The organism is Nocardiopsis sp. NPDC006139, from assembly GCF_040614155.1.
GTDB lineage: Bacteria > Actinomycetota > Actinomycetes > Streptosporangiales > Streptosporangiaceae > Nocardiopsis > Nocardiopsis changdeensis.
Window position 1 is genome coordinate 60957 of the sequence record NZ_JBEXTT010000022.1, and the last position, 21169, is coordinate 82125.

Annotated in this window: 37 protein-coding genes; 7 read left to right on the forward strand and 30 right to left on the reverse strand. The window is 72.5% G+C overall.

Translation table 11 applies throughout. The features are described from left to right. Nucleotides 1-27 precede the first annotated feature (27 nt). From ABZ249_RS25390 to ABZ249_RS25400, 3 genes are all read right to left on the reverse strand, one after another. Nucleotides 28-408 carry a hypothetical protein gene (locus ABZ249_RS25390; protein ID WP_355267560.1) on the reverse strand — a complete coding sequence of 127 codons (381 nt, stop codon included), beginning with the start codon at nt 406-408 and terminating at the stop codon, nt 28-30. Then, nucleotides 405-908: a hypothetical protein gene (locus tag ABZ249_RS25395; RefSeq protein WP_355267563.1), complete on the reverse strand. Its 504-nt coding sequence runs from the start codon at nt 906-908 to the stop codon at nt 405-407. The genes ABZ249_RS25390 and ABZ249_RS25395 overlap by 4 nt, the downstream gene beginning before the upstream one ends. A gap of 683 nt (nt 909-1591) precedes the next feature. After that, nucleotides 1592-1786 carry a hypothetical protein gene (locus tag ABZ249_RS25400; protein WP_355267566.1) on the reverse strand — a complete coding sequence of 65 codons (195 nt, stop codon included), beginning with the start codon at nt 1784-1786 and terminating at the stop codon, nt 1592-1594. Between the two features lie 261 nt (nt 1787-2047). Here ABZ249_RS25400 and ABZ249_RS25405 point away from each other — a divergent pair, with 261 nt between their 5' ends. After that, nucleotides 2048-2224: a hypothetical protein gene (locus tag ABZ249_RS25405; protein ID WP_355267569.1), complete on the forward strand. Its 177-nt coding sequence runs from the start codon at nt 2048-2050 to the stop codon at nt 2222-2224. 183 nt (nt 2225-2407) lie between these two features. Here the strand turns inward: ABZ249_RS25405 and ABZ249_RS25410 are convergent, their stop codons facing one another. From ABZ249_RS25410 to ABZ249_RS25465, 12 genes are all read right to left on the reverse strand, one after another. After that, complete coding sequence (locus ABZ249_RS25410; protein ID WP_355267572.1) at nt 2408-2887, reverse strand: hypothetical protein; 480 nt, start codon at nt 2885-2887, stop codon at nt 2408-2410. Between the two features lie 29 nt (nt 2888-2916). Continuing rightward, nucleotides 2917-3135 carry a hypothetical protein gene (locus tag ABZ249_RS25415; RefSeq protein WP_355267575.1) on the reverse strand — a complete coding sequence of 73 codons (219 nt, stop codon included), beginning with the start codon at nt 3133-3135 and terminating at the stop codon, nt 2917-2919. After that, nucleotides 3105-3398: a hypothetical protein gene (locus ABZ249_RS25420; protein ID WP_355267578.1), complete on the reverse strand. Its 294-nt coding sequence runs from the start codon at nt 3396-3398 to the stop codon at nt 3105-3107. The genes ABZ249_RS25415 and ABZ249_RS25420 overlap by 31 nt, the downstream gene beginning before the upstream one ends. Nucleotides 3399-3533: 135 nt before the next feature. Then, a complete protein-coding gene (locus ABZ249_RS25425; RefSeq protein ID WP_355267580.1) occupies nt 3534-3731 on the reverse strand; it encodes a hypothetical protein in 198 nt (65 codons plus the stop codon). Further along, entirely contained in the window at nt 3728-4390 is a 663-nt protein-coding gene (locus ABZ249_RS25430; protein ID WP_355267583.1) for a hypothetical protein, read from the reverse strand. Before ABZ249_RS25430 ends, ABZ249_RS25425 begins: the two co-directional genes overlap by 4 nt. A gap of 154 nt (nt 4391-4544) precedes the next feature. Continuing rightward, nucleotides 4545-5174, reverse strand: coding sequence for a DUF6248 family natural product biosynthesis protein (locus ABZ249_RS25435; RefSeq protein WP_355267586.1), 630 nt, complete (start codon nt 5172-5174; stop codon nt 4545-4547). Then, nucleotides 5171-5995: a phosphoadenosine phosphosulfate reductase family protein gene (locus ABZ249_RS25440; protein WP_355267589.1), complete on the reverse strand. Its 825-nt coding sequence runs from the start codon at nt 5993-5995 to the stop codon at nt 5171-5173. Before ABZ249_RS25440 ends, ABZ249_RS25435 begins: the two co-directional genes overlap by 4 nt. After that, a complete protein-coding gene (locus tag ABZ249_RS25445) occupies nt 5992-6438 on the reverse strand; it encodes a hypothetical protein (protein WP_355267592.1) in 447 nt (148 codons plus the stop codon). The genes ABZ249_RS25440 and ABZ249_RS25445 overlap by 4 nt, the downstream gene beginning before the upstream one ends. Further along, a complete protein-coding gene (locus tag ABZ249_RS25450; RefSeq protein WP_355267594.1) occupies nt 6431-7390 on the reverse strand; it encodes a hypothetical protein in 960 nt (319 codons plus the stop codon). Before ABZ249_RS25450 ends, ABZ249_RS25445 begins: the two co-directional genes overlap by 8 nt. Nucleotides 7391-7398: 8 nt before the next feature. After that, nucleotides 7399-7617 (reverse strand): hypothetical protein, encoded by a 219-nt coding sequence (locus ABZ249_RS25455; RefSeq protein WP_355267597.1) that lies wholly within the window; start codon nt 7615-7617, stop codon nt 7399-7401. Continuing rightward, entirely contained in the window at nt 7607-7888 is a 282-nt protein-coding gene (locus tag ABZ249_RS25460; protein WP_355267600.1) for a hypothetical protein, read from the reverse strand. Before ABZ249_RS25460 ends, ABZ249_RS25455 begins: the two co-directional genes overlap by 11 nt. Further along, a complete protein-coding gene (locus ABZ249_RS25465; RefSeq protein WP_355267603.1) occupies nt 7885-9174 on the reverse strand; it encodes a helix-turn-helix domain-containing protein in 1290 nt (429 codons plus the stop codon). Before ABZ249_RS25465 ends, ABZ249_RS25460 begins: the two co-directional genes overlap by 4 nt. A gap of 105 nt (nt 9175-9279) precedes the next feature. Here ABZ249_RS25465 and ABZ249_RS25470 point away from each other — a divergent pair, with 105 nt between their 5' ends. Then, the gene (locus tag ABZ249_RS25470) at nt 9280-9468 is read left to right on the forward strand and encodes a type II toxin-antitoxin system Phd/YefM family antitoxin (RefSeq protein WP_355267606.1); all 189 of its coding nucleotides are present in this window, start codon (nt 9280-9282) and stop codon (nt 9466-9468) included. A 60-nt stretch (nt 9469-9528) separates the two neighbouring features. On the opposite strand, the gene ABZ249_RS25475 is transcribed toward ABZ249_RS25470, so the two are convergent. From ABZ249_RS25475 to ABZ249_RS25535, 13 genes are all read right to left on the reverse strand, one after another. Beyond that, nucleotides 9529-9855, reverse strand: coding sequence for a hypothetical protein (locus ABZ249_RS25475; RefSeq protein WP_355267609.1), 327 nt, complete (start codon nt 9853-9855; stop codon nt 9529-9531). After that, a complete protein-coding gene (locus ABZ249_RS25480) occupies nt 9855-10142 on the reverse strand; it encodes a hypothetical protein (RefSeq protein WP_355267612.1) in 288 nt (95 codons plus the stop codon). The genes ABZ249_RS25475 and ABZ249_RS25480 overlap by 1 nt, the downstream gene beginning before the upstream one ends. Beyond that, on the reverse strand, nt 10139-10558 hold the full coding sequence (locus ABZ249_RS25485; RefSeq protein WP_355267615.1) for a hypothetical protein: 420 nt from the start codon (nt 10556-10558) through the stop codon (nt 10139-10141). The genes ABZ249_RS25480 and ABZ249_RS25485 overlap by 4 nt, the downstream gene beginning before the upstream one ends. Continuing rightward, a complete protein-coding gene (locus ABZ249_RS25490) occupies nt 10555-10971 on the reverse strand; it encodes a hypothetical protein (RefSeq protein ID WP_355267618.1) in 417 nt (138 codons plus the stop codon). Before ABZ249_RS25490 ends, ABZ249_RS25485 begins: the two co-directional genes overlap by 4 nt. Nucleotides 10972-10973: 2 nt before the next feature. After that, a complete protein-coding gene (locus ABZ249_RS25495) occupies nt 10974-11354 on the reverse strand; it encodes a hypothetical protein (RefSeq protein ID WP_355267621.1) in 381 nt (126 codons plus the stop codon). Continuing rightward, a complete protein-coding gene (locus ABZ249_RS25500) occupies nt 11351-12151 on the reverse strand; it encodes a phage antirepressor KilAC domain-containing protein (protein ID WP_355267624.1) in 801 nt (266 codons plus the stop codon). Before ABZ249_RS25500 ends, ABZ249_RS25495 begins: the two co-directional genes overlap by 4 nt. Nucleotides 12152-12218: 67 nt before the next feature. Continuing rightward, nucleotides 12219-12605, reverse strand: a complete 387-nt coding sequence (locus tag ABZ249_RS25505; RefSeq protein ID WP_355267627.1) for a hypothetical protein — start codon at nt 12603-12605, stop codon at nt 12219-12221. Continuing rightward, nucleotides 12602-13501 carry a hypothetical protein gene (locus tag ABZ249_RS25510; RefSeq protein WP_355267630.1) on the reverse strand — a complete coding sequence of 300 codons (900 nt, stop codon included), beginning with the start codon at nt 13499-13501 and terminating at the stop codon, nt 12602-12604. The genes ABZ249_RS25505 and ABZ249_RS25510 overlap by 4 nt, the downstream gene beginning before the upstream one ends. After that, nucleotides 13494-13757 carry a hypothetical protein gene (locus tag ABZ249_RS25515; protein WP_355267633.1) on the reverse strand — a complete coding sequence of 88 codons (264 nt, stop codon included), beginning with the start codon at nt 13755-13757 and terminating at the stop codon, nt 13494-13496. The genes ABZ249_RS25510 and ABZ249_RS25515 overlap by 8 nt, the downstream gene beginning before the upstream one ends. Next, nucleotides 13750-14052: a hypothetical protein gene (locus ABZ249_RS25520; protein WP_355267636.1), complete on the reverse strand. Its 303-nt coding sequence runs from the start codon at nt 14050-14052 to the stop codon at nt 13750-13752. The genes ABZ249_RS25515 and ABZ249_RS25520 overlap by 8 nt, the downstream gene beginning before the upstream one ends. Further along, complete coding sequence (locus ABZ249_RS25525) at nt 14049-14450, reverse strand: hypothetical protein (protein ID WP_355267639.1); 402 nt, start codon at nt 14448-14450, stop codon at nt 14049-14051. The genes ABZ249_RS25520 and ABZ249_RS25525 overlap by 4 nt, the downstream gene beginning before the upstream one ends. A gap of 77 nt (nt 14451-14527) precedes the next feature. Beyond that, nucleotides 14528-14791: a hypothetical protein gene (locus ABZ249_RS25530; protein ID WP_355267642.1), complete on the reverse strand. Its 264-nt coding sequence runs from the start codon at nt 14789-14791 to the stop codon at nt 14528-14530. Continuing rightward, the gene (locus ABZ249_RS25535; RefSeq protein WP_355267645.1) at nt 14791-15021 is read right to left on the reverse strand and encodes a hypothetical protein; all 231 of its coding nucleotides are present in this window, start codon (nt 15019-15021) and stop codon (nt 14791-14793) included. Before ABZ249_RS25535 ends, ABZ249_RS25530 begins: the two co-directional genes overlap by 1 nt. Before the next feature lie 217 nt (nt 15022-15238). Between ABZ249_RS25535 and ABZ249_RS25540 the strand changes: the two genes are divergently transcribed. Next, complete coding sequence (locus ABZ249_RS25540) at nt 15239-15733, forward strand: helix-turn-helix transcriptional regulator (protein ID WP_355267648.1); 495 nt, start codon at nt 15239-15241, stop codon at nt 15731-15733. Between the two features lie 183 nt (nt 15734-15916). Next, nucleotides 15917-16300, forward strand: coding sequence for a hypothetical protein (locus ABZ249_RS25545; protein ID WP_355267651.1), 384 nt, complete (start codon nt 15917-15919; stop codon nt 16298-16300). A gap of 80 nt (nt 16301-16380) precedes the next feature. Here the strand turns inward: ABZ249_RS25545 and ABZ249_RS25550 are convergent, their stop codons facing one another. After that, nucleotides 16381-17361, reverse strand: a complete 981-nt coding sequence (locus tag ABZ249_RS25550) for a tyrosine-type recombinase/integrase (protein ID WP_355267654.1) — start codon at nt 17359-17361, stop codon at nt 16381-16383. A gap of 362 nt (nt 17362-17723) precedes the next feature. On the opposite strand from ABZ249_RS25550, the gene ABZ249_RS25555 reads away from it, so the two are divergent. Then, a complete protein-coding gene (locus tag ABZ249_RS25555; protein WP_355267657.1) occupies nt 17724-18254 on the forward strand; it encodes an O-acetyl-ADP-ribose deacetylase in 531 nt (176 codons plus the stop codon). Nucleotides 18255-18336: 82 nt separating this feature from the next. After that, the gene (locus ABZ249_RS25560) at nt 18337-18759 is read left to right on the forward strand and encodes a VOC family protein (RefSeq protein ID WP_355267660.1); all 423 of its coding nucleotides are present in this window, start codon (nt 18337-18339) and stop codon (nt 18757-18759) included. Nucleotides 18760-18769: 10 nt separating this feature from the next. Here ABZ249_RS25560 and ABZ249_RS25565 read toward each other — a convergent pair whose 3' ends face one another. Beyond that, entirely contained in the window at nt 18770-20068 is a 1299-nt protein-coding gene (locus tag ABZ249_RS25565; RefSeq protein WP_355267663.1) for a deoxyribodipyrimidine photo-lyase, read from the reverse strand. A gap of 98 nt (nt 20069-20166) precedes the next feature. Here ABZ249_RS25565 and ABZ249_RS25570 point away from each other — a divergent pair, with 98 nt between their 5' ends. Further along, nucleotides 20167-21150, forward strand: a complete 984-nt coding sequence (locus tag ABZ249_RS25570) for a DUF523 and DUF1722 domain-containing protein (protein WP_355267666.1) — start codon at nt 20167-20169, stop codon at nt 21148-21150. Nucleotides 21151-21169 lie beyond the last annotated feature (19 nt).

Below are 21169 nucleotides of genomic sequence, written 5' to 3' on the forward strand. Positions count from 1 at the left end.
GATCACCTCCCCTCGGGTGTGTGCCGGTCAGGTAGCGGGGTTGTCGACCTCGTAGGCCAGGGCGGCGAGGTCGGTGAAGGCCCGGGCCATCAGCTCCCGCTTGCGCTCGACGCGGGCACGGATCGGCGCCTCCCACTCCCGGGCCATCTCCGCGAAGCTGGTGCTGAGCGGCCCCGTCCAGGGCAGCGGGACGAACTCCTCCGGCGGGAACCCGAACGCGGCGAGCGCCGGGGCCTCCCGCTCGATCCTGGCTCGCTCGGCTTCCTGCCGGTCCTCCCAGGCCTGCCGCATCACCCGCTCGTAGAACTGGATGTCACGGTCCTGGCCCGCGGCCTTGGTGAGGCGGCTGAACTCCTCGTAGCCGTCAATGGGTTCGAGGGACCGGAGGTAGGTCTGGAGGTAGGTCACGCGGTCAGCTCCTCGATGAGGGGGGTGAGGTCGGCGAGCTCCAGCGGCGCGGACCGCCAGCGCTCTCCCAGGGCGATGTACCGGCCCGTGCCGTACACCTCGACGGCGGTCCCGTCCGGGCGGCGGATGCGGCGGCCGCGCGGCATCTCCCCGCGGCCCCACACGTGCAGGCCGGTCCCGGACGGCGAGGTCTCGACGAAGGTGGCCGGCGCCCGGTCGACGATTCGCTGTGCCCACGGCTCCAGGGTGCCGTCCGGTCGGACGCAGTGGTCGAGGTCGATGCAGACGATGCCGTCGCCCTGGCGGAGGACGTAGCCGAGGCCGACACCGTGGGGTGAGCGGACGGCGTCCTCGTGGCGTGCCCAGGTGCCGGGGGCAGTCGGGGAAGCGCGGCGGCCGCTCTTCGCCATGAGCGGGACCTTGTTGGCGTCGCGGCGCACCCACCGGCGGCGGGCGCGCAGCTCGGCGGGGACCGCGCGGCGGGCGCGGGACGCGGCCATGCGGCACCGGGTCGAGCAGTACTTCGCGTGCGCGCGCGCCAGCAGCGGGAGGGGCTCTCCGCACGGCGGGTGTTGGCACGCTGGTCTCATAGCGTCAACACTACCAGGGGTGGTGTTACGTTTCTAGGGTTCTGACCTGCAAGGTTTCCAGATCATGCCATCCGCGCGACGGTCACGGAGAGTCGCATTGCCTGGTGGGGCTGAACTTGGAAACCCGTACAGGGTGGTCCCGGCTATGACAAGGCGGTCGACTGAGAACCCGGGGGGAGGGGGTACCCCCCTGGGGCCCGTCACGCTCTGCGACTCCGCGTCGGCGGTTCGATCAGCCCAGGATGCTGGGGCTTCGGTCTCCCGCGCTTCGGTCGCTTCTTCCATCGCGCTCGACCGCCCTCGGAGGAGGACTTGGCCCGGTGGTGAGGGCGGCATATGGACCGGAGATTCTCCGGGGAGTCGTTGAGCCCAGGATCGATGTGATCAACGTCCGTCGCAGCTCGTCCGCACCGTTCGCCAGCGCCGTCCACCACTGTGCATCGGTGGCCGTCGCGTTCGAGGACCTGGGATCGCAGGAGGGGCCAGTTCGAGGGGAGGGTCATTCGTCGGCGGGAGTTCTGCCATCCGGGCACGGGTTCACCTCCAGGCCTGGGGTGCGCACGGGGATCGTGCCGAGGTCAGCGGCGAAGGGGTCATCTGTTCCGGCGGTCGCCCGGCCAGAACCCGTTCATGTCGTAGTGCCACTGGGCGCAGATGCGCTTGGCGCGGGCGGACCCGACGTGCTTGTCGAGGGCGCGCTCGCACCGGGTGAAGTCCCCGGGCGTGCCCCAGCGGATGCGGGCGGCGCCTTCGCCGCGGGTCCAATAGATCTTCAGCTCGTTGGCCACGGCTCCTCCTGACGCCGTTCGCGGGCGGGGGTTGACGTGGTGGCCGATGGTGGCCAGCGAGCCCCTGGGGGCTCTTGGTGGCTTACTGTGGCGGCGTCCCCACCCGCGCGCACCCGGAGGTGCCTGGTGTCGTATCCCCCTGCTCCTGGGCCTCAGGGACCGTATGGTCCTCACCACCAGCCGTGGCAGCAGCAGCCCCCGCCGCAGGCGTTCTATCCGCCGCCCCAGCAGCTCCCGCCCGCAGCTCCTCCGCCTCCGCCGATGCCCCGGTACTCCAAGAGCGTCGAGAAGCGGCGCGGTCTGGGCGGGCTGGCTAACAGCACCCACCTGCTGCTCACCCTGCTGACGTGCGGGATGTGGCTGTTCATCTGGGTGCCGTGGTGGATTTTCAGGATGATCGTGCCGCGGAAGCGGGTCTACAAGACGTACTACCGGTAGGTGTCCTGCTCTCGGCTCGACACGCTCCTAACCCCCCAGTCGGAGGCGGAGCCGAGAGCAGGACGTAGGGGTGTCCGCCACGGGAGAGGCCGGCCTTGTGGGTCGGGTGTGGCGGACACGTGGGGTGCCCGGCGGTCGGGGACGCACCTCGGGGGTCGCTGAGGTGGAGCCGCCGGGCAGGTTTCAGGGGGCGTCGCTGCCGGTCTTCGCGAGGGTCTCCTCGAACGGCTTGCGGATCTCACTGGGGAGCCGCTTGTACCCGTCCAGGCGGATCACGCGGAGGCCTGCGGGGACGACGAGCCCGTGGATGTTGGAGATGTCGGCGGCCAGGACGAGGACATCGGAGAGGCCGCGGGGCTGACGTGCCCCCCATGCGAGCGCTTCCTCGGCGGTGGCCGCCAGTAGGACGGCCGTCGGGGTGTCGCCCTTGGTGGGTCGTTCGACGGACAGCCGGATGACGGGGTCATCGGGGAGTTCGACCTGGAAGGGGAACGCGAGGATCGGGGGGACGTAGTCGCCCTCGGCCTTGTTCTCGATGGAGACCTCGGCGATATCCTCGGCCTGCTGGGTGGTGAGGCCGTCCAGGACCAGCACGTAGTGCTGCATGGAGGCCTCACCGAGAGTCTCGGTGCCGACGTACAGGGTGCGCAGGCGGGGCGCCATGGTGTTCCTCCGGGGGGTCACGGGCAGGTCTAGGAGGTGGGGTTCTCGATCTCGTCGGCGAGTTCACGGAGCGCCTGGGCGGTCTCGGCCCCGCTCGCCGAGGGGTCGGTGACCACGAACTGGCCGACCTCGTTGGGTTCGTTGTCCGCGACCTGGAGCAGGACGCGGACGGGCACGGTTGCGGGCATGGTGGCCTCCAGGGGGTTGGCGGGCTGTTCTAGATGCGGGAGCGCCCGCACGTGGTCCATGTGAGCAGGGCTGCGAGGTCGGCGTCAGCGGGTGGAAGGGTGCGGGCTGCGAAGTCCACGGCGGCCGACGCGGTGCTCTTGGTGGTCCACAGGACGTCGCTGCCGTACACGCCCCAGCCGTCGCCGTGGCGCGCGACGCGCACTGTCTCGCCGCTGGAGGTCTTCCACTCGATGCCCGTCGCGAGTTCCACGATCGCGTGGAGGCGCTTCGCGGCGCGCATGGAGTCCTGGGCCTGCTGGGCGAGCTGAGCGTTGGTGGCCAAGGTGCCTCCGAGCATGGGAAAGGGCCCCGCACCGGGTGGTGTCGGGGCCCTCGAAAGCAAGGTTCGGACACAGCTCCGCTACTGCACTGAATCCGTCAGCACGAAATGTACCCACCCGTAAGGGGTTTGGCAACTTCAACCCTGACGGTGTTTCGGGTGGACGCGGCGGGCGGCCTCGCACCGGAACACCTCGGACAGCCAGAACTTCGCCGGCCTGCCACTGCCGGGGATGGGCTTGAGGTAGCCGCGGCGCTTCCAGGTGTCGATGGTGTCGCGGTCGACGCCGACCTGGGCGGCGGCTTCGGTGGCGGTGACCTTAACGTCGTAGATCACGCGGTCTCCAGGAACTCGGTGGCAGACCAGGTGTGGCGGCGGGGCCGGGACGGGTGGTGGCACCCGCACGTGTCGTCCGAGCAGCGGCAGAAGCCGTTGCCGCACACGACCACGCCGCGGTCCATGAGCGCCCGGAGGGACTTGGCGTTGCAGTGCGGGCACCGGTCGGCGAGCTGCCTCACTTCCTCGGTGTCGCCCAGGGCGTGCTTCACAGCACGGTGCATCCGGCGGGCCTCGGACAGGACGTGGTCGAGGAGGTCGCGCTCGGCTCCGACGCGGGTGAGCAGGGACACGAGCTGGCCGATGCGGCGCGGGTTGGTGGTGGATCGGCGGGTGCGGGGGGCGATGCGGTCGCAGACGGCGTCGAGCAGGTCGGCCAGGTCGATCTCCACCATGCGCAGCGTGTCGAGTACCACCAGGTCGGCGGGGGCCGGGGACGCGCCGATGGGGACGATGCCGTTGGCCAGCTGCTCCAGGGTGTCGACGCGCTCGGCGGCGTGGCGGGCGCCGGCGGCGGCGATCTGCTCCAGGGAGGGGCCCCAGCCGCCCCAGCGGCGGACGCGGCCGACTCCGCGGAGGTCGGTGAGGTGTTCGAGGTCGGCGCGGAGCGCGGTGAGGGTTTCGCACGCGCGCTGGGTGTGGTCGTGGCCGAACGTCATGGTGTCCCCCTGTTGGTGGTGCGGTGGTGAAGTGGTGAGGGGCGGAGGGGGTACGCGGTGAGCGCGTACCCCTGGGCGGGTCAGTCGGGCGACTCTCCGCCGTGGGGGCGGAGAGTGGGGGGCACGCTGCGGGTGCGCGCCCCCGGCGGGCGGGTCAGAAGAGGGCGACCTGGACCGGCTCGCCGGGTGCGGCCGCCGCCGGAGCAGGGTCGGCGGCCTGGACGGTGCGGGCGGGCGCGGACGTGTGGCAGTCGCACGGGCACGCCCAGCGGCACACCCGGTCGGCGAGCCACACCGGCACCGGGACACCGGCGTCGAGGATGCAGGCCCCGGAGCGGGTGGTCAGGTAGGTCTCGCAGGTCTCCACCACCCGGGCGACGCACTGGTGGTGGGCGCCCGCTCCGCAGTGGCCGGTGGGTCCCCACTGGCAGGCGCACACCGCAGCGTCAGGGCTGGGGGCGGCATCGGGGGTGGGGGTGGTGCGGCATGCGCAGGCGCACGGTCGGGGCGGGGTCCACACCAGGTGCGGGAGGTCCTCCCAGTACAGGGACGAGCCGTGGGAGTCGAGAATCCAGGTCTCTGCCAGGCGCGGCCACGAGGTGCCCGTGCAGGACCGGTGGCAGCCCACCCGGCACTCGCTGCACTGCGGGGTGGCCAGGTGCAGGCACCCGGCCTGTCCCATGAGGCGGGGCTGCATGAGGCGGCGGCCGTGCTGGGGCCGGTGGGCGTGCTCCCTGATCCACGCGGCTGTCTCGGCGGTCATCGGCGGGGGTGGGGTGCTCACCGTCCACCCCCCACGGTCGGCCGGGCGCGGCGCTGGGCTTCGGCGAGCACGTCCGCCATGGACAAGTCCGCCTTGAACTGGTGGCCCATGCGCTCCTCCAGGGCCACGTACTCGGCGGCCAGGTCGGGGCGCAGACGGGCGGCGCACACCAGGTCCTCGGCCGTGGCCAGTACGCAGAAGGAGCAGCTCAGCCGCTGCATGCCCTGGTCGTAGGCCTCGTGGTAGCGGACACCGGAGGCGTGGATGCGCGCCCACACCTGGTCGGCGGTCCAGTGCAGGATCGGGTGCCAGGTGGTGACTTCCCGGACTCCGGACGTCGCCGAGTTCTCCATGAGCGGGGTGAGCTTGGCGCGGCCCCGGGACTCCTGGGCGCGGAGCCCGAGCGCGTACAGCACGCGGGCCTGGCGCCCCTTGGGCAGGTTGAGTTCGGCGACCAGTTCGGTGATGAGGCGGCGGCCGGGCCCGCGCTTCTGGTCGCTGGTGCAGTAGCGGGCCTTCGCGGACGGCCACATGCCCCGCTCTTCGATCTGCTGGAGGAGGTCACCCTTCTCGCGCTTGCGCTCCTCGTACCGGACCCCGTAGTGCTCGGCCTGCTCGCGGGCCAGCTCTGAGGTTCCGGGCCACTCGACGCGGCCGAGGGGGTTGTGCAGGACGGTGATGCGGTCCGTGACGTCGGCGGCGGTGGCCAGTTCGGCGACGTAGTCGAGCATCGCCTGGGAGTCCTTGCCGCCGGAGGAGTTGATCAGGATGACGTCATAGGCGGTGAGGTCCGGGGTGACGTCGGCGTCGGGGTGGGAGAACAGGGCGGTCTGGGTGCTCACTGTCCACCTCCCGTGGTCGGCTGGGCGTCGTCGGCCAGGCGGGCCTCGGCGCGGTGCGGGGCCGTGGTGGCGGCGAGGCGCTCCTCGGCGGCCTTGCACCAGCCCTTCCAGGCGTCCCGGTCCTCGGTCAGGCGGACGATGCCCTCGCCGTAGGCCTCAGCGCGGCGTCGGGCGGAGTGCCAGGCCACCCACCGGCGGTCGGCCAGCGCCTGGGCGTCAGCGAGCTGGTCCTCCAGGGCGGCGATGCGGCGGCGCTGGCGCACCGTCTCCTCGTGCAGCTCAGCGACGTTCGCGCACGCCTCGTCGTAGCGGGCGGCCATCCGAGGGGCCGCGACCCGCTCGCGGTGGATCAGGGCGGACAGGGCGTCGAGCTGGTCCAGCTCCTCCAGGGTCATGCACAGGAACGCGGCGCGCTCGGCGCGGGTGCGGGGGCGGTCAGCCATCGGTGGCCTCCTGGGCGAGCGCCTTGCTGGTGGCCTTCTTCGTGGCGCACGGCCAGCGGCTACCGCACTCCATGCACTCGTCGTCGTAGTCGCCTTCGGGGCCGGGATGATGCAGGGAGGTAGCGCGCTTCAGCGCCTCCTCCAGCTCGGTGGCCCGGGCCTCGGCGGCGCGGGCGCGCTGCTCGGCCTCCTCGCGCAGCGTGTTCGGCGTCTTCCCCTTCGCGCGCTGGACACGCACCAGGTACTTCTCCGGGTCGCCAGCGGCGCGCAGCTCCAGCTCGACGTAGTTCTGGGCGCCGTTGAGCATCGCGACCATGGAGGCGACCATGACCTTCATCAGCTCCTCAGGCGGCCGGAGCCGGATCTCGGTACCCTCGCCGGGGATTCCGCCGATGCCGGTGAGCAGGGTGTCGTCGGGGTCGACGTCGGCGGCCTGGAGGATGGCGACTTCGGCCTCCAGCTCGCGGATGCGTGCATCCCGGGTGGCGATCTCCGCTGTCGCGGCGTCCCGCACGGCCTCGGTGGCGGCGGCTATGGCGTCCTCCAGCCCGGCCGGGGGCACCTGCTCGCCGTCCTCGGTGTCGAGCAGGGCGCCGGCGAGCGCCTCGGCGTGTTCCTCGTCGAGAGCCAGGGCGATGGGCCGACCGGTGTCGGCGGCGACGCACATCACCCAGGTGACGCCGTTCTCGTCGCGGGTGGTGGCGTTGTCCCACCAAGCAGCAACCGGGGACGATTCGGTGCGCTCGGCGTAGGCCTGGACGGCCAAGGCCACGGCGGCGACCACCAGTGCGGTGTCGTGGCCCCACAGCGGGGTTTCACCGTGCTCGGTGAGCCGGTCCTGGAGGTAACCGACCGCGGGGGCAGCAACGTCCTCCAGCAGGGCGTCGCCTAGAGCGGCCATAGCGGTCTGGGCGTCGGCCTGGGTCGGCCGGGCGGGGGTGTCGGTGCTCATGCTGCTCCTCAGCGGGTTCCGGTGCGGACCCACTCGGCGATCTGCTCGCCGGTGGGCTCCAGCCAGTAGGTGGTGCCGTGCGGGCACTCGTAGCCCTCGGGCGGGTAGGGGCCGATCACGATGGGCGGGGCGGTGCTGACGGTGACGTCCAGGCCGTGGGCGGCGGCGCGGCGGCGAAGGAACTCACGGCACTGGCCGTGGTCGGTGGGACCGGGTTCAACGCTCATCGGTGGGCTCCTCGGTCTGGCCGGCGAGTGCGGCGCGGGCGGCGGCGGCGTGCTGTCGGACGGCGTCCGGTTCGGCCGGGCGGCCGCTGCTGGGCGTCCAGGCCGGGGCAGGCCGGGCCGCGGTGGGCCTCCACCCCTGGGCGACGAGGCCCTGGAGGAGGACGGCGGCGTCGACCTCCGGGTCGGGCCGGTCGGCGGACGGGGTACGGTCGCGTTCGGCCAAGTGCCGGGCGATGGTCTCGAGCGCGGCGGCGCGCGCGGTGTCGGTCATGCGGCACGCTCCGTGGCGTGGTCGGGGTGGCACCGGGGGCACGGGCCGAGGTCCTCGAAGTCGCTCCCGTCCGGGGTCGGCCGGGTCAGGTGTCGGGTGGTGTGCAGGCAGTTCCGGGCACCGCAGTGCGGCGGCAGCTCGGGCTCGCCGGTGGTGCCCATGGCGGCGCCGATGGCGTCGGCCAGGTCCTCCGGGGACGGGTCCGGGGTTCCGGCGGGCGCCTCGGGGGCGGGGATGTCCTCGCAGCGGTGGCAGCGGGTGAGGCGGCCGGTGGCGTCGGCGGTGAGGGCGACGGAGGGGTGGACCGCGCACATGGTGGGGTTCCACCCGGCAGTGAAGGGCTCGGGCTCGGTGTCGGCCGCCGGGCGGGGGCGGGATGCGGGCTTGGAGGGGGCGGCCAAGCCGCCGGGGGTGCGGGTGCGGGCGACCCACACGGGCAGGGCCTCGCGCAGGTAGTCGGGGCGGCAGCGGGTCGACAGGACCGCGTACAGGGACATGGAGGTGTCGTGGTCGGCGCGCAGCCACTCGACCAGCTCGGTGCCGCTGATCGCGTCGTCGCCCAGGGCGTGGACGGCGTCCAGTGCGGCGGGCAGGTGCTCCAGCACGAGACGGCGGTGCTGCCACGGCTCCAGGCCCAGGCCGGTCTCCTCGGCGATGCCGGAGATGACCGAGCGGGCGAACAGGGTGCCGGTGTCGGCGGCCGGTCGCGGCCGGTCGGGGATGCCCCACTCGCCGTCGGTGTCGCTCTCGCTCGCGCGCGCCTGCGCGCCCTCCTCCTCCCTCCCCTGTTCTTCAACACTGGTGTTCTTGTGGCTGGTCTTCTTAGGTGTGCGATCAGCTTCCGTAGGCTCAGCCACCGTAGGTTCAGCCAACGTAGGGGAATCGCATGTAGGTTCTGACCTGGGGTTTTGGCGCTGGAACAGGTCCATGCCCTGTTCGCCGATCTCCTGGGCGAGTTCGGCGACGCGCGCGTCGATGCTGTCCGGGTCGTCGGTGATCACCCACCGGGCCCCGCCGAGGCGGCCGAGCTCGTCGCGCACCCGGTAGCGGCGGAGGTAGCCGCACGCCTCCAGCTCCTTGAGGCCGGAGCGGACGGCGGCGATGCCGTCGGGGGAGTCCTTCGCGAGCTTCTCGGCGGTGATGCCCCAGCCTTCGCGGTGGGAGCCGATGGCGGTGAGCAGGCCGCGGGCCCGGTAGGACAGGCGTCGGTCCCGGGCGGCGAGGTTGCTGATGATGGTGAAGCGGTCGCCGCCGAACGCGCCTCGCACGATGTCTGCGTAGCTCACGGCGTCCTCCACTTCTTGAAGTCGGTGCTGGTGGGGCGATCGCCCCATGCTCGAACTGTACAACGCGTCTTGTTGTACAAGCAAGCTGGAATGTACCCTGTCTCTATGAGCGACGAGACGAAGACCATGGGCATCTCCGAGGCCCGCGCGAACCTGACCGAGGTCGTCAATCAGGTCCGCCTCCTCGGCGAGCCGGTGCTGCTGATGCGACGGGACAAGCCCCAGGCCGCCGTGGTCCCCGTGGAGTGGCTGGAGTGGGCGAAGAAGTGGTCAGCACAGCAGGGGGAGAGCTGATGGTGCCCGCCGTGACCGGGGATCCCCCAGCAGCCACGGCGGGCAGGCTCACAGCACCTCTCACAGCCCGGCGTCCCGGACGGCCGGGTCGAACAGCGTGCCCGCCGACTTCCGGGCGTTCGTCAGCTTGTCCAGGAACGCCTGGATGACCTCCTGGTCCTCCGTCCCGCCGACGACCTCCAGGCGGCTGATCCGCACCTCGACGTCCCGGGCGATGAAGTCGTAGTCGTCGTCGGTCTCGACGGTCTCGGACCGTTTGTGGTGGGACAGCTCGATCACCGCCAACCAGGTCCCCGACGGGCGGGAGAACATCTCGTCCGCGGGCCCCTGCAACGCCTCGCCGACCTTCTTCGACGGCTTGCCGCCCTTGATCTTCACGGTCGTCATCAGGAACTCCTCGGTGTGGTGGGGATCCAGCGGACGAACACCAGGTGCTCGCGCTTCTTCGTCGTGCGCGGTTCGGCCTCGTACCGGCCGTCAGGGCGCTTGCGCCAGGCGGGGCGCTGGCCGGTGCGGATCATCGACGCGGCCGCCGACGCGCCGTCCCGGGAGGCGTAGGAGCCCACCTGCTTCCACAGGCCGGGCCGGGAGCGGATCTTCGCGGCCAGTTCGGCGTGGGTGAGCCGCGGCCGGTGGTCGGGGGGCAGGGTTTCCAGGAACCCGTCGCTGCTCATGCCGCGGCCCCCATCCCGAGCGGGGCCCCGTACCCGGCAGCCCGGGCCAGCAGCACCGCCGTGGACAGGTGCATGCGCACCATCCCCGCGGACACCTCCTCCGGCAGCACCAGGCGGCCGCGCATCGCCCGCGCGAGCGCGCCGACGTCCACGTGCGCCCACCAGGACGCGACCCGGGCAGGCCCGTGGTCGGCGCGGGGGGTGACGAGGATCCCGAGGTGGGCCCGGTAGGTGGTGGCGGCGGTGCGGGTCTCCTCCAGCCAGTCGGCCACCAGGGCGTCGCCGGCGTGCTCGGCGTCGCGGTCCGCGACCTGCCAGTGGACGGGCCCGGTGCCGGTGATCCGGGCGAGGGTGTCGACGGCGTCGGGGAACCCGTGCTCCTGGAGGTAGGTGGTCACGGCGCGTTCGGCGGTCATCGGGGTCCCTTCAGGGCGGTGCGGGCCGCGGCCAGGGCGTCCAGGGCGGCGTCGATCTGGTGGAGCGCGGCGAGGTGGCGGACGTCGGCCTCGGAGGAGCGGGCGTCGTCGAGCCGGTCGTCAGCCCACGCGGACATGGCGCGGACGGCCCCCAGGGCATGGCCGGTCGCGTCCCAGACGTGGCGTCGGGCGCCGGCCAGGCCGGGGGTGCGCACCGGCAGCGGCGCCGGTCCAAGGTCAGGGGCGGCGGCCAGGGCTCGGGCGGTGTCGTCGAGCTGGTCGATGAACTCGGACACGTCCGCGCCAACGAACACCTGGAGTTCGCCGACGGGGGTGGCCCGGGACGGCGCGGGCACCGGCGGTGCAGCGGGGCGGCGCAGGCGGACCAGCGCGGAGCGCAAGGCACGGAACATGGTCAACCCCCCAGACGGGCGAGAGCTGCACGCAGAGCAGAGCCACGCAGGCCCTGGGCGCGGAAGTAGTCGGCGGCGGCCTCATGGCGGCGGCGCTTGGCCGCGGCGCGGGCGGCCAGCACGGCGGCTGACGGCGGGGCCATGGCTGGCGGGGCGTCCGGTGCGCGCCGGAGGTGGAGGTCGGGCCGGTGCTCCAGAGCGGCCAGGCGCACCCGGGGACCTGCATCCGGGCCGAGGCCGAGCATGTCCAGCAGTGCCCGGCGGTCGGCGACGGAGTCCTCGGTGTGCAGCGCGACCGTGGCTCGGCCGAGGGCGAGTTCCCACACGGGGGTGGGCGCGAGCGGCCGGTAGTCGATGGGGTACTTGCGGATCTTGGTGCTCATGCGGCGGCCCCACCCGCGGGGAGCTGGAGCTGGCGCACCCCGCCCAGACGGCGGTGGAGTTCGTGCAGGCCCTTCAGGGTGATGCGGACCTGAGGGGTGCTGACTGTGCGCTCTCCGGTGTCCGGGTGCTCGAACGACTGCGGCATCTCGGTCAGGCGCTTCGCGTCGACCTGGGTCTGGTAGGCACGCCACCGGCCGTCCGACTTCTGTCGGTACACCCACCGCTCGGCGTGCATGTGGTCGAACAGGCGGCCGCGGCCGATGGTGATCGCGGGGTCGCGGGAGAGGATCTTCGCGGCGTCGGAGACGGACAGGTCGCCTTCGCTGGAGGCCAGGTAGTCCCAGGACTCGGCCTTGGGCTGGACGATGGCAAGCTCGGCCTGGGCGAGTTCGCGGGCTTCCTCCGCTTCGGCAGCGGCCCGGAGCGCCTGGGCGTAGGTCCGCGGGATGTCCGGAACGGTCGGGACGATCTCGTACCGGCCGGTCCGGCGGAGCGTCGGAAGCACCTCGTGGGTGACCCACCGCTTGAAGGCGCGGGCCTGAGGGATCTTGCTGCCGATGATCGCGGAGTAGAGGCCGGGCTCGGTGATGACGGTCATCACCTGGTCGCCACCAGGGGTACGCACTGAACGCGTACCCTTCTCGTCGTCGTCGAGGCGTCGGGTCATGTCCGACGCCATCCGATAACCGAGGATCGCGGCGACGTCGGAGGCAACGAACAGGGGCAGGCCGTCGTCGTCTTGGATGGATCGGAGCCCGGCGCCGGTGTCCGGGAAGCTCCAGAGCTTCAGGTCCACGATGGGTCCTTCCGTGGGGTGGGCGCCGCCCCGGTGAGCGAGGCGGGGCGGCGCCCTGGGTGGGTGGTCAGAACGGCGGCGGGGCCGGAAGGTCGGCCGGCGAGCCGGTGAGGTCGGCCGGGATCTGGAAGCGGTACACGGTCTCGCCGATGAACACCCGGGCTCCGCCTGGCAGGGTGGCGCGGGCCTGGACGGTGGCCAGGTGCGTGCCGGTGACCTCGGCGGGAACTCCGAGGGCGGTCGCCCAGGCGCGGACGGCGGCGATCCGGTCGGTGGCCTGCCGGTCGGTGGCGGACTCGGGGGGCCGGTCGTACCGGCCGACGAGGTGTTCCTCGGACCAGGTGCCTCCGTCGGGGTGGATGGTCCACACCAGGGCGGGCAGGCCCGGGTGGGCGGCGAGGAGGTCGGCGAGGGCGTGGGCGATCTGGGCCGGGGTCGGGGGTTCGCTGCTCATCCGTCCGTCCCCGGGGTGATGAAGGAGGGACGGTCGTCAGCGGCCAGGCCCAGAGCGTTCACGCGGGCGAGGAGGTCGTTGACCTGGTCCTGCATTGCGGCCAGGCGCCCGTCGAGGGAATGTTCCCGGCACGGCTCGGACTCGACCGGCATCCCGCAGATGCCGCCGGAGCCCGTGCTGGAGGCGGCGGAGCACACCATGCCGCCGGGGGCGGCGGCGTCGGACCAGACCTGCGGGCCGACGGTGTACTCGACGGGTCGGAGACGGTCGGTGAGGGCGCGCAGCTCCTTCTCCGCGGCGTCGACTCGGGTGACGATCCGGCCGTCCACGGCGAACATCTCGTCGGTGCGCTTCTCCAGGCGTCCGGTGTCGCGTTCGAGCTGGGCGACCCGGTCCAGGACGGGGTCGTGTCCGTGCTTGTACCGGTCGAGGTCGGCCCGGTCGATGGACCAGGCCGTGTAGGCCTTCTCCCACAGGGCGTCGGCGTCCTCGGCCAGCAGGTCCACGACGTCGCCGGGGGTCTCGCCGGTGATCTCGGAGAGCAGGAGGACCTGGTGGGTCGGGGTGCCGTCCGGGTTCGGCCGCGGGGCGTCGGTGCGGACGTACCCGGACGGGTCGACAGGGCCGGTCCCGTTGCGGGTGCCGCCGTCGAGGTACAGGTACCCGGTGCGGGGCCCGGTCTGAACGACACCGGTGACCGTGCGGACCCGGTCGTCGCCGTAGCGCTGGCGGACCTGGTCGCCCTTGGAGAACGGCGCCAGCGGGGTCCCCCAGGTGAGCCCGGCGGACGGGGCGGAGTGGTCGCCGGTGTGGCCCTGACCGTCGGGGTGTTCGCAGTACACGTCGACCCCTGGCGTGTCCGGGTCGGTGGTGAAGTCTCGGCACGGCTCAGACATGGGTCTTCTCCTGGATGGCGGCGGTCGTGAGGCAGTAGGCACACCCGGCCTGGCGGCAGTGGACACCGCCGAGGTCGCAGCAGCACGCGGAGCACCGGCACTTCGGCGGCAGCGGAACGACCAAGTCCGCCTCGGTGACGGTGCGGCCGCGGTAGTTCGCGACCTGGCACAGCTCGTCGATGGGCTCGCCGGCGGACAGGTGTGCCCGGTACGCGCGCTGGGTGCCGCACCTGAGCGGCAGGCGGGGCCTAGACACCGTGGGCCCCTTCCTGGGTGCGGCGGTGCGCGCCGCGGGCGGCGGCGATGATCTCGTCGGTACCGCCGGTGATCCGGGCGATGACCGCTTCGGCCTCGGAGAGCTGGGCCTCCGCGTCGGAGAGCTGGCCCTCCAGCGCGCGGATGGTCCGGTCCTGGCGGCGGACGACTCGGCGGAGATGGCGAGTGACGGCGCCGGTGATGTACCAGGTGATAAACGCGACCCCGGCCAAGGCGACGAGGGTGAGCACGGGCAGGGTGACCTCGGCGAGGTCCTGGATCTCGGAGAGGGTCACGACGCCACCGCCACGGCGGGCTGGTCGGCGTCCACCACGGTGACGACCGTGACGGCCACACCCTGGTAGGAGCCGCGGACGTACAGGTGCTCGGCGTCTCCGATGCGGCGCGCTTCGACGGGGCCGGCGCCGAGGACCCGCTGCCAGGCGGCGAGCGCGCGGCGGCGGCTCGTGCTGTCCTGGTCGCCGACGATCTGTCCCTCCAGGCCCTCGCCCGCGTAGGCGCCCAGGCGCCACAGGGCGGCCGGGGCGTCCTCGCGGGTGAGTGCGGCCAGGGTTTCGGCGGTGGTGGTCTGGGAGGGCTGGCCGGTGTCGGCGATGAGCGGGGCGAGCGCGGCCACGGTGGCGCGGGCGGCCTCGTAGGCGTCGCGTAGGGCGGACTTGGTAGGCTGGGGCATGAGAGGTTGACCTTTCTCTTCGAGCCCTCGCGGTGTCTTGGCGGATGCGCGGGGGCTTCGTCGTGTCCAGGGGCGGGTCAGGCGGCGCGCTTGGCTGCGGAGTTCGCGCGGCGGGCGGCGTGGGACGCGCGGGCCATGCGCTGGTAGTGCGCCCGGCGGGCGGCCTCGGCGATCTTGGCGCGCTGCACGGGGTCGGTGATCTCCGGCGGGACCTGGTCGAGGAACTTCTGGTCGCGGGCGGCGCGGGCGGGCGCGGTGCGCTCGGACCAGTTCGCCGTCTTGGCCCAGGAGACGTTCGCGGCGAGGGATGCGGCGGAGCGCCGCTGCTCGGGTGTGGACATCAGGACGCGGCCTCCTCGGCATCGGCATTGGTCTCGGTGATCTCGAACAGCTCCTCGAACCGGGCGCCGAGGAGGAGCATGGCGCGGCCGATGACGCTGGTGGAGGGCGCCACCTCCCCGCGGGCGACACGCAGCGCGGTGGAGTGCGAGACGCCGAGCGCCTCCCCTTGCGCGGTGGAGGTGCGCAGGCCGGCGGCGCGCATGCGCCTCTGCCATTCCGTGCGGCGCACCGCAACCCCTATGGCCGAATCCGGCCTCAGTGTGCTGTGCATGCACCGCACACTACCCCGTGCGGCGCATGCGCGCAACGAGGGTTTACCTGCGGTTTGGGGGGTGTGTGCATGGGGCGCACAGGCGATAGCTAGGGGTAATACGGCCCTACCCTTTTGGTATCAATAGGAAAGGCGGCCCTAACACCCTTGGACCGAGGGGGATATTGTGCGGTGCATGCACACCACTTCCCCGCTGGGATGGGACCCTGCCCTCCTCGCCCGGGCCCTGCGCGAGCTACGAGCCCTGGACCACACCTTCACCGAACTTGCCGGACTTGCACAGATCAGCCGCTCCCAGGTGAGCCGCTGGTCCGGGGGCGGGCACCGGCCCAACTACGACGCCGTCCGCGACCTGGCCGCGGAACTGCTGCGCCAGCACCCCACGGACCAGTACCGGGCCATCATCAAGCGGCTGTGCATAGGCGCCGGGTACCCGGGGATCGCCGCAGACCTCGGCATCGAGATGGACGACGGCCAGGAGGAGATGGTCAGCCCGTACTCCGGCCAGGCATGGCGGCTGGTCGAAACCCTCCAGCAGCGGTCACGGGACGCCGGCCTCTCCCCCGAGGAGGAGCGGGCGATGATCGAGCGGGCCATGGAGCAGGCGGAGATGGCGTTCGACGCCGACCTGATGCGCCGGGAGCGCAAACGGGTAGAGGACCAAACCTGACCTAGGGCCCCGGAAATGGCCGGGTGAGGACACCCATGCGGTAAACCGGTTACGGAATGTCTTTCGAACACACACGCAGTGAAATGGGCTGGTCAGAGACCTGGATTCAAACATCCTTACGCCCTACGATGATCATCCCCGCCCCCAAGCGGGACCCCCAGCAGCACATGGGAGGGGATGCTCATGCTGCACAACCGCCCCCCGGCGCAACGGCGCGCCGTCCGCCCTCGACACCCGCACCTGTTCGTCACCGTCAACACCATGCCCACCCGCCTCGCCTACATGCACCGCGAGCTGCACACGGGCGACCACCTCATCGTCGTCCGGCACGGCGCGGAGTACGGCGAGGTCGTCCACCGGTACGCCACCGACCTGAAGCTCCCGCACTGGATCCGGTGCCGCCTCAGCCTGGCCGCAGGCATCGACCTGCTCCGCTACGAGGGGCACCGGCCGGACGACTGGTGGGATCCCGGGTGGGAGGTCGGCCCGGTCGACGCCGAGCTGCTGGAGGACCTCGGCGAGGGCCGTCTCATCCAGCGCTTCCCGCACGCCTGGCTGCTGAACTAGGCGCTCGCCCGCCTCAGGGCATACACCGCAGCGCCTCCTACCGTCACGGGAGTCGGTAGGGGGCGCTGGCGCGTTCGGGGTCAGAACCGGTCGCCGGGGGAGAACTGGACGTGGGCCGCATGAGCGCGCTCCTGGGCGGCGTACCCGGCGTACAGGTCGATCATCCTTCGGTTCTTCCAACCCGCGATGCTCATCAGCTCGGCGTCTCCGCCGCCGTTCTTCTTCCACAGGTGCGCGAACGTGCGCCGGAACCGGTGCGGGTGGACCGCGGTGTCCAGCCCGGCCTGCTCCGCGCGGCGGCTGAGGAGCTTCTGGATGCCCTTGGGTCCGAGCGGCCCTTGGATTCCCAGGAGGAACGCCCCGGAGGGCGCCTGGGGGCGCAGGGCGCGCGCCCGTAGGTACCTGTCCACCTCCCGGGCCGCGGCCTTGCCGAACGGGACCATGATGACCCGGCCGCCCTTCAGCCGCACCCGGAGCAGCTTCTGTGCCAGGAACACGTCGTTGATCCCCGGGTTGTCCAGCTCCCGGTGCTCCGGGGCGGGGTCGTAGCGCAGCCCGGCCAGGCCGGACACGCGGATGCCGGTGTCCACCAGGAGGCGGATGACGAGCCGGTCGCGGCGGTCGAAGAAGTCCCGCGACTTCTCGGGGCAGGTGTCCAGCAGGGCCCGGATGTGGTCGTCCTCGAGCTGGGGTCGGGGGATGTCCGGCGCGGTCGGCTGGGGGACCTTCTCCATGGGGTTCTTCTTGCCGAGTTCGCCCTCCTCCTGCAACCACAGGAACAGGGCGCCGAGGTTGCGCCAGTGGAACGCGGCGTTCCCGGAGGAGGTGCGTTCCCGGGTGTCGACGAGGAACGCCTCGATGTGCTGGCGGCGGATCTTCTTCGGGGCGGTGGGCAGGTCGTTGTCCTCCAGGTAGCATCCGAGCCTGGCCATGCTGAAGAAGTAGTTGCGCTTGGTCTTGTCGCTGCGGCCGGCGGCGTCCAGGGAGTAGCCCCAGGAGTCGCGCAGGCGCCACAGGACGCAGTCGGGTGAGGGGTCGGGGTAGCGGGCGCCTCGCGGCATGCGGACCTCCAGAGGAAGGAATCGGAGTGCTGAAATAGCACCCCCACTTAGCTCTGTGCGCCGGTCCCGTTTTCGGGCACGGCGGAGTTTCCGCAGGTCAGCGTCTCATTTTGGTCACAAAAAAAGACAGGCTATGGTCGTACTACGCACTGTCGTACCCCCACGTTAAATCGTGATGTCCCGCAGGGCAAGGGTTCTCCGTCCCCGGAACGAGGAGGACGACGTCCCTATTCCGCCCTTCGGCGCCGACGTGACCTGAGGGATCTGTGAGGCGATTCGCCTCCGGGCCGCCCCGCGGCCGCCGCGGGGTGCGATACTGCCGTCCCGCACAGGACCGTCCCGGAACCGGGGGAACGAGGGCCATGGGCACCCAGGAGCGCAGTCGGATCACCGTCGTCAAGGGCGACATCACCGAGCAGCGGGTGGACGCGATCGTCAACGCCGCCAACAGTTCCCTGCTGGGCGGCGGCGGGGTGGACGGGGCCGTCCACCGCAAGGGCGGCAAGGCGATCCTGGAGGAGTGCCGGGCGCTGCGGGCCTCCCGGTACGGCGGCGGCCTGCCCGTCGGGCGGGCGGTGGCGACCACCGCCGGGCTGCTGCCCGCCCGCTGGGTGATCCACACCGTCGGCCCGGTGTACAGCGCCACCGAGGACCGCTCCGCCCTGCTGGCCTCGTGCTACACCGAATCCCTGCGGGTGGCCGCCGGGCTGGGCGCCGAATCGGTGGCCTTCCCGGCGATCTCCACCGGGGTGTACCGGTGGCCGATGGAGGACGCCGCCCGGATCACCGCCGAGGCGCTGCACACCGCTCCGGTGCGGGTGCCGCTGATCCGGGTCGTACTGTTCGACGACGCGGCGCTCGCGGCCTTCCGGGACGCCTTCGACCCCTCCTGAGCGCGGCCCGGCGCGCGGCGGCCCGATCGTCGCCGCCGCGCGGTAGGAAGGTGGCGGGGACCCGCACCGGAGGAGGGCGAACATGGCACACGACTGGCAGCTCACCGTTGACTGCGCCGAACCGCACCGGATGGCCGCCTTCTGGTCGGCGGCGCTGGGCTACGAGGTGGAGGACCACCAGGACCTCATCGAGCGGCTGGCCGCCGACGGGGTCATCGAACTGGACGAGCACACCACCCTGGTCGGCGGCCGGCGGGCGTGGGTCACCGCGGCCGCCGTGCGCGACCGGCCCAGCGGCCGCCGCCTGCTGTTCCAGCAGGTGCCCGAGCCCAAGACCGTCAAGAACCGCTGGCACATCGACGTCAACGCGGGCCCCGAGCGGCTCGATGCCGAGGTCGAGCGCCTGGTGGGGCTGGGCGCAACGGTGGTGCGCACGGTCCGGGAGCCGGGGACGCACCACGTGGTGATGCTGGACGTCGAGGGAAACGAGTTCTGCGTCCAGTGACCCCCGGGGCTCAGGACCCCGGGGAGGCGATGGGCGGCGGGTAGTCGGCGCCCGGGCGCGGCGAGTCCCACGGGGTGTGCGCGGCGCGGCCGGGCAGGCCGGCCAGCTCGGGCACGTACCGGCGCACGTACACGCCCTCCGGGTCGAACCGCCGCGCCTGGCGCAGGGGGTTGAACGCCCTGTTCGGCCGGGTGTCGTTGCCGGTGCCGGCCACCCACTGCCAGTTGCCGTGGTTGTTCGCGACGTCCCCGTCCAGCAGGTGGTCGGCGAAGTGCCCGGCCCCGGCCCGCCAGTGGATCCCCAGGGTGCGGGTGAGGAACGCTGCGGTGATCATGCGGGTGCGGTTGTGCATGAACCCCTCGCTCAGCAGCTGGCGCATCCCCGCGTCCACGATGGGCACCCCGGTGCGGCCCTCCTTCCACGCCTCGAGCGCCGCGGGGTCGTCGCGCCACCGGGTGCCGCGGGGCCGGTAGTCGCGCACGGCGATGTCGGGGAAGGCCGCGGTGACCTGGTGGTGGAAGTCGCGCCAGGCGAGCTGGCGGACGAACTCGGCGCCGCCCGGCTCGTCCCGGGCGAGCGTCGCCGCCTCCAGCGCCGAGAGGCAGCCCATGCGCAGGTCGGCGGACAGGTGCGAGGTCGCCCCGGCGGGCAGGTCGTCGTGCCGTTGCGCGTAGTGCGCCAGGCCGCCGTCGAGCCAGGCGCGCAGCCGCCGCCGGGCGGCCTCCTCCCCCAGGGTGATCGGCCGTTCGGCGGCCTCTCCGCGCCCCTCGTCCAGGCGGGCGGGGATCTCCCCGGGGTCCACCCCGCCGGGGACCGGCACGGCCCCCGGGGCCGGGAGGACCGCCCGCCACGGGTGGGCCTCCCAGGCGCGCAGGTAGGGCGTGAACACCTTGTAGTGGTCGCCTCCGGCCGGGGTGACGTCCCCGGGCGGCACCACGGTCAGGCCCGGGTGGGAGACCACGTGCAGCCCGGCGGCGCGCAGCCGCTCCTCGCGTTGGGCGGCGGCCCGGGAGACACCCTCGGTGAGGTGGACGGTCCGGGCCCCCGCCTCCGCCGCCAGGGCCGCGACCTCCGCGGCGGTGTCGCCGCGCCGCACGACCAGGTCGCCGCCGCGGGCGCGCAGGTCCCCGCGCAGCCCGCGGAGGATGCCGGGCAGGGCACGGACCCGGTTGCGGGCCGAGCGGCCCAGGAGCACGGGGTCGAGCACGAACACCGGGAGCACGCGCCGGCCGTCGCGCAGGGCGGCGGTCAGGGCGGGGTGGTCGTGCAGGCGCAGGTCCTGCGTGAACAGGACGACGGCGTGTTCCATGACACACCATCCTCTCACTCTCCGCGAACGAATGACACAGTGAGTGCACAGGTCGGCGACCGGTGACGGTCCGCCGCGGAAACGGGCAGGGGAAGTACATGGACACTGTCACTCCCGAAGCGGAGAAGGCCGGGGTCAGGCCCCGGATCGGGGCGTCGAGCTGCCTGCTGGGCGTTCCCGTCCGGTACAACGGCGGCCACTCGCGGTACCGCTTCCTCACCGATGAACTCGACCGTTACGTGGAGTGGACCGAGGTGTGCCCGGAGGCCGAGATCGGCCTGGGCACCCCGCGGCCCACCCTGCACCTCCAGCGCCGCGACGGCGGGGACCGGGTGATCTCCAGCGGAGACGGCTCGGACCGCACCGACGAGCTGGCGGGCATCGCCGACGCGCGGCTGGAGGAGCTGCGCGGCCTGGACGGGTACGTCCTCAAGAACAAGTCGCCCAGCTGCGGGCTGCTGGGCCTTCCGGTGTTCAACGAGGAGAAGCAGCGGGTGGACGGCAAGGGGCGGGGAGCCTTCGCGGCCCGGCTCACCGAGCTGCTGCCCGACCTGCCGGTGGAGGAGCAGGGGCGGCTCTCGGACCCGGCGCTGCGCGAGGCGTTCGTGGAGAGGGTCTTCGCGCACGCACGGCTGCGCACGCTGTGGGAGTCCGGCTGGCGGCCCCGCGACCTGGTGGCCTTCCAGACGCGGCACAAGCTCCAGCTGATGGCCCACTCCCCCGAGGGGTACCGGGAGACGGGGCGGATCGTGGCCGGGGCCGGGAGCGCCGACCCGGAGGCGACGCGGCGCGACTACACGGAGGCGTTCAACCGGGCGCTCTCGGTGCGGGTGAGCCGCGGCAGGCACGCCAACGCGCTCCAGCACGCGTTCGGGATGATCAGCGACGGCCTGGACGACGCGCGCAGGCACGACCTGCTCGCTGCGATCGAGGACTACCGGGAGGAACGGGCCCCGCTCAGCCTGCCGGTGGCGCTGCTGCGCCACCACGGCGAGGCGGACGGGCCGGAGTGGCTGCGCGTGCAGACCTACCTGCGCCCCTACCCGGAGGACCTGCGGCTGCGGCACGCGCTGACGGTGTGACACCACCGTGGCCGAGGGC

Bases quoted from the DNA above. Each gene is read 5' to 3' on its own strand.
- ABZ249_RS25395 (WP_355267563.1), bottom strand. From the start codon at position 908: ATGGCCGCGTCCCGCGCCCGCCGCGCGGTCCCCGCCGAGCTGCGCGCC.
- ABZ249_RS25405 (WP_355267569.1), top strand. From the start codon at position 2,048: ATGCCCCGGTACTCCAAGAGCGTCGAGAAGCGGCGCGGTCTGGGCGGG.
- ABZ249_RS25410 (WP_355267572.1), bottom strand. From the start codon at position 2,887: ATGGCGCCCCGCCTGCGCACCCTGTACGTCGGCACCGAGACTCTCGGT.
- ABZ249_RS25415 (WP_355267575.1), bottom strand. From the start codon at position 3,135: ATGGACCACGTGCGGGCGCTCCCGCATCTAGAACAGCCCGCCAACCCC.
- ABZ249_RS25430 (WP_355267583.1), bottom strand. From the start codon at position 4,390: ATGACGTTCGGCCACGACCACACCCAGCGCGCGTGCGAAACCCTCACC.
- ABZ249_RS25445 (WP_355267592.1), bottom strand. From the start codon at position 6,438: ATGGCTGACCGCCCCCGCACCCGCGCCGAGCGCGCCGCGTTCCTGTGC.
- ABZ249_RS25450 (WP_355267594.1), bottom strand. From the start codon at position 7,390: ATGAGCACCGACACCCCCGCCCGGCCGACCCAGGCCGACGCCCAGACC.
- ABZ249_RS25455 (WP_355267597.1), bottom strand. From the start codon at position 7,617: ATGAGCGTTGAACCCGGTCCCACCGACCACGGCCAGTGCCGTGAGTTC.
- ABZ249_RS25460 (WP_355267600.1), bottom strand. From the start codon at position 7,888: ATGACCGACACCGCGCGCGCCGCCGCGCTCGAGACCATCGCCCGGCAC.
- ABZ249_RS25470 (WP_355267606.1), top strand. From the start codon at position 9,280: ATGAGCGACGAGACGAAGACCATGGGCATCTCCGAGGCCCGCGCGAAC.
- ABZ249_RS25475 (WP_355267609.1), bottom strand. From the start codon at position 9,855: ATGACGACCGTGAAGATCAAGGGCGGCAAGCCGTCGAAGAAGGTCGGC.
- ABZ249_RS25480 (WP_355267612.1), bottom strand. From the start codon at position 10,142: ATGAGCAGCGACGGGTTCCTGGAAACCCTGCCCCCCGACCACCGGCCG.
- ABZ249_RS25485 (WP_355267615.1), bottom strand. From the start codon at position 10,558: ATGACCGCCGAACGCGCCGTGACCACCTACCTCCAGGAGCACGGGTTC.
- ABZ249_RS25490 (WP_355267618.1), bottom strand. From the start codon at position 10,971: ATGTTCCGTGCCTTGCGCTCCGCGCTGGTCCGCCTGCGCCGCCCCGCT.
- ABZ249_RS25495 (WP_355267621.1), bottom strand. From the start codon at position 11,354: ATGAGCACCAAGATCCGCAAGTACCCCATCGACTACCGGCCGCTCGCG.
- ABZ249_RS25505 (WP_355267627.1), bottom strand. From the start codon at position 12,605: ATGAGCAGCGAACCCCCGACCCCGGCCCAGATCGCCCACGCCCTCGCC.
- ABZ249_RS25510 (WP_355267630.1), bottom strand. From the start codon at position 13,501: ATGTCTGAGCCGTGCCGAGACTTCACCACCGACCCGGACACGCCAGGG.
- ABZ249_RS25525 (WP_355267639.1), bottom strand. From the start codon at position 14,450: ATGCCCCAGCCTACCAAGTCCGCCCTACGCGACGCCTACGAGGCCGCC.
- ABZ249_RS25530 (WP_355267642.1), bottom strand. From the start codon at position 14,791: ATGTCCACACCCGAGCAGCGGCGCTCCGCCGCATCCCTCGCCGCGAAC.
- ABZ249_RS25540 (WP_355267648.1), top strand. From the start codon at position 15,239: ATGCACACCACTTCCCCGCTGGGATGGGACCCTGCCCTCCTCGCCCGG.
- ABZ249_RS25545 (WP_355267651.1), top strand. From the start codon at position 15,917: ATGCTGCACAACCGCCCCCCGGCGCAACGGCGCGCCGTCCGCCCTCGA.
- ABZ249_RS25550 (WP_355267654.1), bottom strand. From the start codon at position 17,361: ATGCCGCGAGGCGCCCGCTACCCCGACCCCTCACCCGACTGCGTCCTG.
- ABZ249_RS25555 (WP_355267657.1), top strand. From the start codon at position 17,724: ATGGGCACCCAGGAGCGCAGTCGGATCACCGTCGTCAAGGGCGACATC.
- ABZ249_RS25560 (WP_355267660.1), top strand. From the start codon at position 18,337: ATGGCACACGACTGGCAGCTCACCGTTGACTGCGCCGAACCGCACCGG.
- ABZ249_RS25565 (WP_355267663.1), bottom strand. From the start codon at position 20,068: ATGGAACACGCCGTCGTCCTGTTCACGCAGGACCTGCGCCTGCACGAC.
- ABZ249_RS25570 (WP_355267666.1), top strand. From the start codon at position 20,167: ATGGACACTGTCACTCCCGAAGCGGAGAAGGCCGGGGTCAGGCCCCGG.